This is a genomic window from Flavobacterium sp. Root186 (genome assembly GCF_001428525.1).
In the GTDB taxonomy this organism is placed as follows: domain Bacteria; phylum Bacteroidota; class Bacteroidia; order Flavobacteriales; family Flavobacteriaceae; genus Flavobacterium.
Genome location: NZ_LMHW01000013.1, coordinates 810,951 through 823,737, shown reverse-complemented (window position 1 = coordinate 823,737; position 12,787 = coordinate 810,951). Strand labels below are relative to the sequence as shown.

General features: G+C 32.6%; 11 protein-coding genes and 1 pseudogene. 11 read left to right on the top strand and 1 reads right to left on the bottom strand.

Translation table 11 applies throughout. The features are described from left to right. The 7 genes and pseudogenes from ASD98_RS16910 to ASD98_RS16880 form a co-directional block, all read left to right on the top strand. Positions 1-207, top strand: a pseudogene (locus ASD98_RS16910) (glucosamine-6-phosphate deaminase); the annotation flags it as partial. Positions 208-389: 182 nt separating this feature from the next. Beyond that, the gene (locus ASD98_RS16905) at positions 390-623 is read left to right on the top strand and encodes a DUF3820 family protein (protein ID WP_053473755.1); all 234 of its coding nucleotides are present in this window, start codon (positions 390-392) and stop codon (positions 621-623) included. Positions 624-725: 102 nt separating this feature from the next. After that, a complete protein-coding gene (locus ASD98_RS16900; protein WP_056206470.1) occupies positions 726-1,142 on the top strand; it encodes a hypothetical protein in 417 nt (138 codons plus the stop codon). A gap of 217 nt (positions 1,143-1,359) precedes the next feature. Beyond that, complete coding sequence (locus ASD98_RS16895; protein ID WP_056206468.1) at positions 1,360-2,973, top strand: CTP synthase; 1,614 nt, start codon at positions 1,360-1,362, stop codon at positions 2,971-2,973. An 82-nt stretch (positions 2,974-3,055) separates the two neighbouring features. Further along, complete coding sequence (gene yidC / locus ASD98_RS16890) at positions 3,056-4,969, top strand: membrane protein insertase YidC (protein WP_056206467.1); 1,914 nt, start codon at positions 3,056-3,058, stop codon at positions 4,967-4,969. 146 nt (positions 4,970-5,115) lie between these two features. Beyond that, positions 5,116-5,835: a toxin-antitoxin system YwqK family antitoxin gene (locus tag ASD98_RS16885; protein ID WP_056206465.1), complete on the top strand. Its 720-nt coding sequence runs from the start codon at positions 5,116-5,118 to the stop codon at positions 5,833-5,835. Between the two features lie 125 nt (positions 5,836-5,960). Continuing rightward, a complete protein-coding gene (locus tag ASD98_RS16880; RefSeq protein WP_056206463.1) occupies positions 5,961-6,518 on the top strand; it encodes a DUF4956 domain-containing protein in 558 nt (185 codons plus the stop codon). Here ASD98_RS16880 and ASD98_RS16875 read toward each other — a convergent pair. Continuing rightward, positions 6,515-8,392 (bottom strand): PEP/pyruvate-binding domain-containing protein, encoded by a 1,878-nt coding sequence (locus tag ASD98_RS16875; RefSeq protein ID WP_056206461.1) that lies wholly within the window; start codon positions 8,390-8,392, stop codon positions 6,515-6,517. The two genes, ASD98_RS16880 and ASD98_RS16875, sit on opposite strands and share 4 nt — an antisense overlap. A 142-nt stretch (positions 8,393-8,534) precedes the next feature. Between ASD98_RS16875 and mnmA the strand changes: the two genes are divergently transcribed. The 4 genes from mnmA to ASD98_RS16855 are packed head-to-tail and all read left to right on the top strand — an operon-like array spanning position 8,535 to position 12,751. After that, positions 8,535-9,722, top strand: a complete 1,188-nt coding sequence (gene mnmA / locus ASD98_RS16870) for a tRNA 2-thiouridine(34) synthase MnmA (protein WP_056206458.1) — start codon at positions 8,535-8,537, stop codon at positions 9,720-9,722. A 43-nt stretch (positions 9,723-9,765) separates the two neighbouring features. Then, positions 9,766-11,367 carry a S8 family serine peptidase gene (locus ASD98_RS16865; RefSeq protein WP_056206456.1) on the top strand — a complete coding sequence of 534 codons (1,602 nt, stop codon included), beginning with the start codon at positions 9,766-9,768 and terminating at the stop codon, positions 11,365-11,367. Positions 11,368-11,375: 8 nt separating this feature from the next. Further along, the gene (locus ASD98_RS16860; RefSeq protein ID WP_056206454.1) at positions 11,376-12,320 is read left to right on the top strand and encodes a nitronate monooxygenase family protein; all 945 of its coding nucleotides are present in this window, start codon (positions 11,376-11,378) and stop codon (positions 12,318-12,320) included. A gap of 20 nt (positions 12,321-12,340) precedes the next feature. Beyond that, the gene (locus ASD98_RS16855; protein WP_056206452.1) at positions 12,341-12,751 is read left to right on the top strand and encodes a hypothetical protein; all 411 of its coding nucleotides are present in this window, start codon (positions 12,341-12,343) and stop codon (positions 12,749-12,751) included. The last annotated feature ends 36 nt before the right edge of the window (positions 12,752-12,787 follow it).

Here is a 12,787-nt window from a genome sequence, read left to right as displayed (position 1 = left end):
CCGATGAGCCCTGATCAGGTTTTGGCAAAACGTCACGGAATCTTCAAACACCAGTCTCAAAAAGATGGAGTTGTTTTTCAGGGAACAGACGCCAGAGAATTTTGGCAGAGAGCTGAAGACCGAAACAGCGAAACAGCAGCTTTGTATCAGCAGCTAGGTTTAGCCACTTATGCAGCAATGGAAGCTTTCGTGAGATGGCACTACTAAGAAGCTAAGGTTCTAAGTTTTTATATTCGCTACAAATTCACGAATTGATTTGAGTATAATTCATGAATTCGTGGCGAAACACTATCTAAAAAGAAAAATTAGAATAACTTTGTACGTAATAGAAGCAAGAAGAAAGAATGAGTTTGTATTTTCTTTCTTCTTGCTTCTTTTTTCTTTAAAAAATGGAACAAGACAAAAAACTTCTCATAAAATTAGCGCATACCAAAATGCCTTTCGGTAAATACGAAGGTCGTTTTTTAATCGATTTACCAGAATATTATGTCGTTTGGTATCACAATAAAGGTTTTCCAAAAGGAGAATTGGGGCAGCAGTTACAGCTTATTTATGAGTTGAAATTAAATGGTTTGGAAGAGTTAATTCGAAATATCAAAAAGCAATATCCAAAAGGGCAGTAATCTAAAAAAAAGACTGTTTTAATTGTTAGTAACTTTGTTTCAGTGTATTAACTTCTTTTTAGTGTTTTTATATTTTTACAAGTAAATATTAAAGACCTAATAATGAAAAATAATTTTCAGTCCTCAAAAACAGGAGAAAGCGAAAGTAAATTGGCAATAATAGTGGCCGTATTAGCAATTATTTTTGTCTTTATACCACATTTAGTTTTTACGATAATTTATATAGTGCTGGCTATTCTCGCAATAATTTTCGGAGCAATTGGTTTATCACAAGCAAAAAAAGCAAACGTTTCAGCCAAACTTGCAAAAATAGGATTAGGGTTAGGAATTGGATTGATTTTTATTCCTTTAATAGTATATTTTTCTATCTTTTTTGCTGTTAAATCTGATTATGTGAAAAATAAAGTATCTCAAAGTCAGGTAGAAGCTATTAGAGAAGATATAAAACGCCATCGTGATTCTGTAATCAAGTCTGAAAAAATAAGTAAGGATACTGCTCAGGTTAAAAACTTAAAATAATTGGTTTTGGACATTATATATTGGTAATATATAAATCCATTTTAAAGATATTTCTTAAAAATACTGCTAATAAAAGCTTAAAATTATCGATTACAAAACCAAGTAATCAATCTGTTTAAAAATTTGCAAATTATCTCATTCTCTAATTGATAAATTATCTAATTAAATTTGTACTTTTGCCAAGTTTTTTACACAACTACTTACAAACAACAACAGAATGAATCAAACAAAATATATTTTTGTTACAGGCGGTGTGACTTCTTCATTAGGAAAAGGAATCATTGCAGCATCTTTAGCAAAATTGTTACAAGGAAGAGGATACCGTACAACTATTCAAAAATTTGATCCGTATATTAATGTGGATCCGGGAACATTGAACCCTTATGAGCACGGAGAATGTTATGTAACAGATGATGGTGCGGAAACAGATTTAGATTTAGGTCATTACGAGCGTTTTCTTAACGTTCCTACTTCTCAGGCAAATAACGTTACAACAGGAAGAGTTTATCTTTCGGTTATTGAAAAAGAAAGAAGAGGAGAATTTTTAGGAAAAACAGTTCAGGTTGTCCCTCATATTACAAACGAAATTAAAGACAGAATGCAATTGCTGGGTAAATCTGGCGATTATGATATTGTAATTACTGAAATTGGAGGAACTGTAGGTGATATTGAGTCTTTACCTTATATTGAGTCTGTTCGTCAGTTAGTTTGGGAATTAGGAGAAAATAACGGAATTGTTATTCATTTAACATTAGTTCCTTATTTAGCCGCTGCTGGAGAGTTGAAAACAAAACCAACACAGCACTCCGTAAAAACTTTGATGGAAAGCGGAATCAAAGCAGATATTCTGGTTTGTAGAACTGAGCACGAATTGTCTCAGGAATTACGTCAAAAACTAGCTTTGTTTTGTAACGTTAAAAAAGAAGCAGTTATTCAGTCAATTGACGCTTCGACGATATATGAAGTTCCAAATTTAATGCTTGAAGAAGGATTAGATGTTGTAGCTTTGAAGAAATTAGATTTACCTAAAAAAGCATCTCCGGATTTAAAAACATGGAATACTTTTTTACGCAGATTAAAAAATCCTAAACAAACTGTAAATATTGGTTTGATTGGAAAATATGTAGAAATGCAGGATTGTTACAAATCTATTTTAGAGGCCTTTATTCATGCAGGTGCTGCAAATGAAACTAAAGTAAATGTAATTTCTATTCACTCAGAACATATCAATATTGATAATGTTGCTGAGAAATTAAGTGTTCTTGACGGGGTTTTAGTTGCTCCTGGATTTGGTGAAAGAGGGATTGAAGGAAAAATTGAAGCAGTACGTTATGCACGTGAAAATAACATTCCGTTTTTCGGAATTTGTTTAGGAATGCAGATGTCTGTTATCGAATATTCAAGAAATATTTTAGGTTATGCTGAAGCCAATTCTACTGAGATGAACGATAAAACGCCTCATCCGGTTGTGAGTTTAATGGAAGAGCAAAAAAATGTTACAGACAAAGGCGGAACAATGCGTTTGGGAGCTTGGAAATGTGATATTAAACCAAATACGCTGGCACACAGGATTTATGGTGAAACAACCATTTCAGAGCGTCACCGCCACCGTTATGAATACAATAATAAATACGCAGATGAATTGCAAAAAGCTGGTCTAAAAGCTTCTGGAGTTAATCCTGATACTGGATTAGTAGAAATTGTAGAGCTTGATAACCACCCGTTTTTTATTGGTGTACAATATCACCCCGAATACAAAAGTACGGTAGCAAATCCGCACCCGATTTTTGTGAATTTCGTAGCTGCTGCGGTAAATGCGCATAAAAAATAATAATTAATATTCTCAGAGGTTGTAACTTTTAAGCTATAATCATAACTAATAACTTCTGACGGATAACTTTTTTAAATAAATAATGGAAGAAAAAAAATTTGACCTTAATTCAATCATTGGTTTTGTATTGATATTCGGAATTCTGATTTGGATTATGTACCAAAATCAGCCTTCTGATAAAGAAATTGCTGCTGAAAAAGCCAAGAAAGAATTAGTAGCTAAACAAGAAGCTCAGGCAAAAGCTGATAAAGCTAAAACTGTTGCTGCACCAGTTGTAGCTGCAACACCAGGCGATACAGTTCAATTAGCACAATTACAAAAAACTTTAGGCGGATTTGCATATTCTGCTACGCTTCCTTCTGCAAAAGACTCTTTTACAACTATCGAAAACGAGAAGATTAAACTTAAAATCGCTAATAAAGGTGGTTATATAGTTGAAGCTGTTCTAAAAGAATTCAAAAAATTTGAGAAAAATTCGGGACAATTAGTAGAGTTGATCAAAGACAACAATGCTAATTTAAACATTCAATTACAAACGATTGATAATAGAACTTTAAATTCTAAAGATTTATTTTTTGAACCAACGTTGACTAAAAATGGTGCAGACCAGATTTTAACAATGCGTTTAAAAGCAGGAGCTAACGAGTTTTTAGAATATAAATATATATTAAAACCAAACGATTATTTAGTTGGTTTTGACATACGTTCTCAAGGATTAAATAAAGTTTTAAATTCTTCTAAGCCGTTAGATTTAGAGTGGAATTTAAAAACATACAGAAATGAGAAAAGTATTTCTTATGAAAACCGTTATGCCGAAATTTATTACGAACATGAAGATGGGAAAATAAATTATGCAGGTTTAGGTAAACATGAAGAAGAGACAGTTGAAAAAGTAAGTTTTATAGCTTATAAACAACATTTCTTTACTTCTATTTTAGTAACAGACAAACCATTTGCAACATCTAAATTAGAATCAACTAATTTAGTGAATGATGAAAAAATAGATACGGTATTTACTAAACAGTTCAAAGCAAACGTTCCTTTAGCATTTTCAAATGGTGAAATTGATTATAAAATGCAATGGTATTTTGGACCAGCAGATTATAAAGTTTTAAAATCTTACGATAAAAATTTCCAAAAAATTATTCCATTAGGATGGGGAATTTTTGGTTGGATTAACAGATTAATTTTTATTCCGTTGTTTGGATTCCTGAGTTCAACAATTGGATTGTCATTAGGTATTGCAATTATTATCTTTACTATTATTATCAAATTGGCTATGTCGCCAATTACATATAAGTCGTTTTTATCACAGGCTAAAATGAAAGTTTTACGTCCGGATATTACTGAATTGGGAGAAAAATACAAAAAAGACCCAATGAAAAAACAACAGGAAACAATGAAACTGTACAACAAAGCAGGAGTAAACCCAATGGCAGGATGTATTCCGGCATTGATTCAGCTTCCGTTTATGTATGCATCTTTCCAGTTTTTCCCATCAGCTTTTGAATTAAGACAAAAAGGCTTCCTTTGGGCAGACGATTTATCATCTTTTGACTCGGTTGTAAAATTACCTTTCAATATTCCATTGTATGGAGACCATATTAGTTTGTTCCCAATTTTGGCGGCAATTGCAATTTTCTTTTATATGAAAATGACTTCTGGAGATCAGCAAATGGCTGCGCCTCAGCAGGAAGGTATGCCGGATATGGCAAAAATGATGAAAATCATGATTTATGTTTCGCCATTAATGATGTTAATTTTCTTTAATAGTTATGGTGCAGGTTTAAGTTTGTACAACTTTATCTCGAACTTAATTACTATCGGAATTATGTTTGTAATTAAAAATTACATCGTAGACAGCGAGAAAATTCACGCTCAAATTCAGGAGAATAAATTAAAAGAGCCTAAAAAACCAAGCAAGTTTCAACAACGTCTTCAGGATGTGATGGAGCAGCAGGAAGCAGCTAAAAAGACTCAGAATAAAAAGAAATAAATTTTAAAAATCCCGATTAGATCGGGATTTTTTTATTTTAAGAAGTGTGTTTCCTTTTCAAATAACAAATGAAAATTTTAACTTTGAAAATGACAAAACATACTTTATGAAACTAATTTTCGTTTAAGTTAAAAATTGAATACAAGATGATTTCTAAAAAAATAATAATTGGGCTGCTATTACTAAATGTTTTCTTTGTAAATGCCCAAACGGAGTTTAATAAATTAGATGTTAACGGAAAGAAAGACGGTGTTTGGAAAGGTGTTTACGAATCAAAACGCCCGAGATATGAAGGAACTTTCAGTCACGGAAAAGAAACTGGAATTTTTAAATTTTTTGATGATACTAAAAAAGGAGATGTAATTGCAACGCGCGATTTTACAGCTAATGATGGAAGCTCATATACTATTTTTTATGATCAGAATAAAAATATAGTAAGTGAAGGAAAAGAAGTTGGAAAGGAAAGAGAAGGCGAGTGGAAATATTATCACAAAGCTTCTAAGGTTTTGATGACTTCAGAAACCTATAAAAAAGGGAAATTACAAGGTTTAAGAACGGTTTATTATCCGAACGCTAAAGTTGCTGAAGAAATGACGTATGTAAATGGTTTAAAAGAAGGAAATTATAAAAAACTAGGACAAAACGGGACTATTCAGGAACAATCTGTTTTTAAAAATAACGAGTATGAAGGTGATGCTGTTTTTTATGATGCAGATGGTGCTGTAGCTTCTAAAGGAAAATTTGTAAAAGGAAAAAAAGCCGGAATGTGGCAGTTTTATACGAATGGGAAATTAACTAAAGAAGTTAACATGAGCGATCCAAAAGCTAGTTATAAAGCCGATTCAAAACCTAAAATGGGTAATTAAGCTATTTATATATTTAAATTTTTAAGCCACGAATTCACGAATTTATTATAAAACAAAAATTCGTGAATTCGTGACTGATTTTTTATCTAATTGTTTAAATTTGATTGTGCTAATATTTTGATTCAATGGATTTAAACGAACTTGCAGGAAGATTTTTTTTATTGTTTTTTTCGATTTTGGTTTTGTACTTTTTCTCAAACAGAAAAGATAACGAAACTATAAATCCGTTGATGGTTATTGTTGGTCTCTGTACTTTTTCGCTTTGCTATTTATTCACAAAAATTGAAATTGGAGTTGGGATTGGCTTTGGTTTATTTGCTATTTTTTCAATTTTAAGATTTCGAACGCAATCATTTACTGTAAATGCGATTATCTTTCTTTTTGCCACAATTACGCTTTCTATTTTAGACATTATGTATCCTTTTGAAAAAATAGAAATACTCTTATTTTTTCAAATTATCATCATTGGCTTTTATGTAGCAGCGTCTATTATCGTAAACAGAAAAGCTTCAAAATATCTCAATACTGTCGATGTGAAAATTCCGCTCATCAACGATTTCTCTTTAGAAAATGGAAATATCCGCAAAGCAGTTCAGGAAAAAATCAATATTCAGGATTTTGATTTTAAAATTGTTTTGGTCAATACAGTGACGAACGAAATAGATCTTTTAGTATTCTATTAATTATTAAATGGACGAACCTGTTTGATATATAAATCCCGATTTTCGCCAACAATTTTAAATTCTATATCTACAGGATGAAAGAGGTTTTTTCGCCAATAGCGGTACATTTTCTCTTCAATTTTACGGCTCACAAGAAAAAGCCTGCTCATTTCTTTTCTGCTTAATAAAGGCTCATTATTATTGATATTTGAGTTTGAAGTATAATCGACATCAAAATCCTCATCGTCAGTTCCGGAGTTTAAATGATACGCTACAAACTGCTCGCAGATTTCGCCTTTTTCTGGTTTTACAACAGAGTTTTCTCCTTTTTGAATATTTACTGTAATTCCGGGAAAATTTTCTCTGAAAATATTTTTCGTGATTACAACGCCATTTGCTAATTCATCTGGAAAAGAACGATGAACCAAAACTCCCATGGCAATATTTTGCTGATCGATTCCAAAAAGTTCTCTTTCATTATACGAAGCTTCATTCCATACGCTTGCCCAAACTTGTTTAATTGCTTTTTCGAATGTTTTAATGCTGTCTCCAAGAATTCCGGTTTTAGAATCATATAATCCGGCGCCGTTAAAATCGTCCAAATCTTCTGCATTTGTTGAGGAACGAAACCTGAAATTTTTGAATTTGGCATTTTTAAACGTTACATTCAATTTTGAAATTAATTCAGGATCAGCCGGTTCTTTTTTAATAGCATCACGAATCTTTTTCAATTGCTGATTTACCCAAACCGTTGAATCTTTTTTGGTAGAATTCAAGAGTTCTTTTATTAAAGGTGAAATCGATTCTTTCTGAATATGTTTTGTATAAAAATAGAACGGAATAGCGTGCGCATCTTCGGGCGTTTTAAAAGGAATTTCTTTTGAAATAGCAATCAAATAGGACATGTTTTGGGCTTTTGATCCAATATAATTAACGCCTTTTTTAGGAATTTTAGATAAATCAACTAAATCTGTAATCGTGTTGTCAATTGTCAATTTTTTCTTTTTGGAATTCGTTTTAATAACAATCTTTTTATCAGTTTCTTTTATAAAAAAAGTATCAACCTGAATTTTTAATTCTACTTTTTTAGAAAGTAATTTTTTAATGTTTTCATCTTTTAAGGCCAATGTATAAGCCATAATTGGAATTTTTCTGTTCTTGCCCAGCAGCACTAAATGACTAAGCGGCGTCTGCAATTCGTTAACAATAATTCCTCTTACATTGGGTAAAATATCCGGCGTACCGTCTAAAACTATAATTTCGTCAGGATTTGGTTTTACTTTATCGAGATCTTTGATTTTATATTGTTTTAAAATGCCGACATTACTTCCAGAAACGACTTCCTGATATTTTATTTCATTAAAAATGTAATCTGATTTTACACACGGAATTTTAAATTGTTCCAGACGAAACCATTCCATCTGCTCAGGATTATTTAAATAAAATTTTAAATTTTGACCAATAAATGTGGATTGAATTACTAAGTTGAAAAAACGTTCAATTAATGGAATTGGCATGTGATCTGAAGCGGCAAGTTCAAAAATCCATTTATCAGTTCCTTTAATATGATTGAGATTTCCCAGTAAAAAATCCCTGTCTTTTAAAGTATTGCTGTAATTCTCATTATTAAAAATTTGCAAGTCGTAATTGTATCGCAGATAATTGGTTACAAAATCATAATGCAGCGGAATCAAAGTGCTGTTGAAATAATACATTTTTTGTTTCCTTAAATCATAAACAACTTTTACCGATTCGATATTGGAGAATTTATCAGATAAAGGTTTTCCTCTAAATGCTTTATACGCTTCATAATCAGCTAAGGATGATGAATATCTTTGTGCACTTAAAGACATGAAAATGAAAAAGAATAATAGGCCGTAAATGTATTTTTTCATGACAAATGTATTGAATATTAAAAGTAAGTATTTAAACAATAAGTTTTATCTACCACGGGATTATATAAACTAATTGAAACCGATTAGATTTTCTAAAATATGGCGTATCTTTGCACCCTTGTAAAATTATAAAGATTTTAAAATGAAACGTGTAGTTGTTGGTCTTTCTGGTGGAGTAGATTCTAGTGTTGCCGCATATTTATTGCAGCAGCAAGGATACGAAGTTATTGGGCTTTTTATGAAAAATTGGCACGATGATTCGGTTACTATTTCTAACGAATGTCCTTGGTTAGAAGATAGTAACGATGCTTTATTGGTGGCTGAAAAACTTGGAATACCGTTTCAAACTGTCGATCTAAGCGAAGAGTACAAAGAAAAAATCGTTGATTATATGTTCAACGAATACGAAAAAGGAAGAACTCCAAATCCTGATGTGCTTTGTAACCGCGAAATCAAATTTGATGTTTTTATGAAAATCGCATTAAGTCTTGGTGCCGATTATGTTGCTACTGGACATTACTGCCAAAAAAGTGAAATTGAGGTTGACGGAAAAACGGTTTATCAATTGATTGCCGGAAATGATGTAAACAAAGATCAATCTTATTTTTTATGCCAGTTGTCGCAGGATCAATTGTCTAAAGCATTATTTCCAATTGGTGCGTTGACAAAACCAGAAGTTCGTGAAATTGCGGCAGAAATGGAATTGGTAACTGCCGAAAAGAAAGATTCGCAAGGACTTTGTTTTATTGGAAAAGTTCGTTTACCGGAGTTTTTACAGCAAAAATTACAGCCGAAAGAAGGTACAATTGTTCAGATCGATAAAAACGATCCGATTTATAATGTTGAAAAATCAGCTGAATTATCTTTAGAAGAAGATTTAAAAATAGAAGCTCAAAAGCTGCATTATCTTCCAACAATGGGAAAAATTATGGGCAAACACCAAGGTGCACATTATTTTACTGTTGGCCAAAGAAAAGGATTGAACGTTGGCGGAACTACAGATCCGTTATTTGTAATTGCTACCGATGTTGAAACTAATACAATTTATACTGGTTTAACTAGCAATCATCCTGGATTGTTTAAAAAAGCTTTGTTTGTTGGAGAATCCGAAGTACACTGGGTTCGTGAAGATTTGAATTTAAAAGCAGGCGAAAAAATGGAAGTTATGGCGAGAATTCGTTACCGTCAGCCATTGCAAAAAGCGATACTTCATCAATTTGAAGACGGAATGTATGTTCATTTTGAGGAACCACAATCTGCAATAACAGAAGGGCAGTTTGTTGCCTGGTATTTAGAGAATGAATTAGTTGGTTCGGGAGTAATTTCTTAGCTTTATACTTTTTTACGAAGGATTTCCTTTTAAAAGAGTATATATGAAACATAGCTTTACTTTTCTTTTATTATTGTTTTCGATTGTAATGTTTTCTCAGGAAGAAGATGCCTGGGTATATTTTACAGGAAAACCAAATTCGCAGGATTTTTTCAATAATCCCTCGCTGACTCTTTCGCAGAGATCATTAGATCGCCGTACGGCACAAAATATTGCATTAAATATTACGGATGCACCTCTGGAAACTACTTATGTAGATCAGATAAAAGCAAGTACAGGTATAACTGTAAAGGCTCAGTCTAAATGGTTGAATGCTCTTCATGTTAGAGGAACTCAGACTAATATTGATGCATTAAAACTGCTTTCATTTGTTAGTAAAGTAACTTTTGCAAATAAGAATTTGAATGTAACTTCAAAAAAAGTTTCAGAAAACAATATTGCAGCGGTAAAAAATAAGCTGGAAACTACAATTGATTATGCATACGGAAGTTCTGCAAATCAAATTCAAATGCTTAACGGACAAGTTTTGCATCAACAGAATTATACAGGTTCCGGAAAAGTAATTGCAGTTTTAGACGGAGGGTTTCCAGGCGTAAATACAGCAGAACCTTTTAAGCGACTTCGTGACAATAATTTAATTTTAGGTGGCTATGATTATGTCAACCGAAACACAAATTTCTATTCTGGAAGCGATCACGGAACTTTAGTTTTATCAACAATGGGTGGTTACATAGAAAACTCTTTGGTAGGAACCGCTCCAGATGCATCTTATTATTTATTTATTACTGAAGATGGTGCATCAGAAAATCCTGTTGAAGAATCGTACTGGGTTGAAGCTGCAGAACAGGCAGATGCTTTTGGAGTGGATATAATTACAACTTCATTGGGTTATTTTGGCTTTGATAATGCAAATTATAGTCATACTTATAGTGACATGAACGGCATAACAAATTTTAGTACAAAAGGTGCTGAACTGGCTTTTAGCAAAGGAATTATTGTTTTGGCTTCTGCCGGAAATGAAGGGAATACTGCTGAAAAGCATATTGGCTCACCTGCAGATGGCGTATCTGTTCTTACAATTGGTTCAGTAAATTCTGTAAAAGTTAAAGCTCCTACTAGTTCTATTGGTCCAAGTTTTGACAATCGAATAAAACCAGATATAATGGCACAAGGAGTGGCCGCAGTAGTTTCAAGTACTACGGGAACTATTGGTACGGCTAACGGAACTTCTTTTTCATGCCCAATTATGGCAGGAATGGTCGCTTGTTTATGGCAGGCTTTTCCAACGAAAACAAATCAGGAAATTAGACAAATGATTATTCAATCTGCAGATAAATATACTGTTCCGGATAATAATTATGGTTACGGAATTCCCAATTTTGGATCGACTTTAAGCGTTGATACTTTTCAGTCTTCATCGGATTTTTCAGTTTATCCAAATCCGGCGAAATCCAATATTTCTTTTTTGTTTACTGATGAGACTGCTTCTGTGTCCATTTATTCTATTTTGGGACAAAAGCTGATTGAAAAAGAAATAACAAATCAAAATCCGGTTCTTTCTGTTGAAAGCTTAACCAGCGGACTGTACTTTTATACTTTTAAATCTGGAGCTTTGCAGAAAGCAGGAAAAATAATAAAACAATAATAGTTTTAATGAACAGAATTACACAGCTTTTCAATATAAAATATCCAATCATTCAAGGAGGAATGATTTGGAATAGTGGTTATAAATTAGCATCTGCAGTAAGTAATGCGGGAGGTTTAGGTTTAATTGGAGCAGGATCAATGTATCCTGATGTTTTAAGAGAACATATTCAGAAATGCAAAAAAGCAACTGACAAACCGTTTGGCGTTAATATTCCGATGTTATATCCCAATATTGAAGAGATCATGAATATCGTGGTTGAAGAAGGTGTAAAAATCGTTTTTACATCGGCAGGAAATCCTAAAACCTGGACTTCATTTTTAAAAGAAAAGGGGATAACGGTAGTTCATGTTGTGAGCAGCAGTGTTTTTGCACTAAAAGCACAAGAAGCAGGTGTTGATGCCATTGTTGCCGAAGGCTTTGAAGCTGGCGGACACAACGGTCGTGACGAAACTACTACTTTAACTCTAATTCCGATGGTTAAGGAAAAAATACAAATTCCAATTATTGCCGCAGGCGGAATCGCAACAGGAAGAGGAATGCTTGCGACAATGATTTTAGGTGCTGATGGAGTTCAGGTTGGAAGTCGTTTTGCGGCATCCATAGAATCTTCGGCTCACAATAATTTTAAAGAAACTATAGTTAGTATAAAAGAAGGAGATACTCAATTGACTTTAAAAGAATTAGCTCCGGTTCGATTGGTAAAGAATAAATTTTATAATGATGTTCAGGCTTTGTATGAAAAATGCCCTTCTAAAGAAGAATTAGCAGCACTTTTAGGAAGAGCAAGAGCCAAAAAAGGAATGTTTGAAGGTGATCTTGAAGAAGGTGAACTTGAAATAGGACAAATTGCCGGACTGATTCATGAAATTTTACCTGTAGAACAAATTGTTCAACAAATGATAGCGGATTTTAAAGCTGCATGCCAAGAAAAAGCTACATTTGAGTTTTAATTACCTGCAAGAAATATTTTATGAATTCTATTCGCACTTATATACTAGTATTGTTTTTGGCTTTTGGATTACAACAGGTTCAGAGTCAATCCTATCATTTTAAAACTTCAGGATTTAGTGTTTTAGAAAAAAATGAAAAAGGAAAGTGGGGGCAGTGGTCTAATCTTGATTTGGTTAATCTTTCTGTAATTCTTGATACTGACAAACACAGGATTGTAGTATATTCTCAGGAAATACAGCTTTTTAGTATTCTGGATTATATCGAACGAGAAGAAAACGATACAGATATTGTGTATTCTTTTATGTGTAAAGACAATGACGGACGAGAATGCAAACTTTCAATTATTACACGTAAAAAACAAGATAACCGCAAACAGCTTTATATCAACTACGACGATCATATTATTGTTTATAATATTTTTACGGTATAAAGAAATAATTAAAATACAAAACCCGACAATTTAAAA

Excerpts from the sequence above, each read along its gene's own strand:
- yidC (WP_056206467.1), top strand. The coding sequence starts at position 3,056 with ATGGAAGAAAAAAAATTTGACCTTAATTCAATCATTGGTTTTGTATTG.
- ASD98_RS16865 (WP_056206456.1), top strand. The coding sequence starts at position 9,766 with ATGAAACATAGCTTTACTTTTCTTTTATTATTGTTTTCGATTGTAATG.
- ASD98_RS16860 (WP_056206454.1), top strand. The coding sequence starts at position 11,376 with ATGAACAGAATTACACAGCTTTTCAATATAAAATATCCAATCATTCAA.
- ASD98_RS16885 (WP_056206465.1), top strand. The coding sequence starts at position 5,116 with ATGATTTCTAAAAAAATAATAATTGGGCTGCTATTACTAAATGTTTTC.
- ASD98_RS16875 (WP_056206461.1), bottom strand. The coding sequence starts at position 8,392 with ATGAAAAAATACATTTACGGCCTATTATTCTTTTTCATTTTCATGTCT.
- ASD98_RS16855 (WP_056206452.1), top strand. The coding sequence starts at position 12,341 with ATGAATTCTATTCGCACTTATATACTAGTATTGTTTTTGGCTTTTGGA.
- ASD98_RS16880 (WP_056206463.1), top strand. The coding sequence starts at position 5,961 with ATGGATTTAAACGAACTTGCAGGAAGATTTTTTTTATTGTTTTTTTCG.
- ASD98_RS16900 (WP_056206470.1), top strand. The coding sequence starts at position 726 with ATGAAAAATAATTTTCAGTCCTCAAAAACAGGAGAAAGCGAAAGTAAA.
- ASD98_RS16905 (WP_053473755.1), top strand. The coding sequence starts at position 390 with ATGGAACAAGACAAAAAACTTCTCATAAAATTAGCGCATACCAAAATG.
- mnmA (WP_056206458.1), top strand. The coding sequence starts at position 8,535 with ATGAAACGTGTAGTTGTTGGTCTTTCTGGTGGAGTAGATTCTAGTGTT.
- ASD98_RS16895 (WP_056206468.1), top strand. The coding sequence starts at position 1,360 with ATGAATCAAACAAAATATATTTTTGTTACAGGCGGTGTGACTTCTTCA.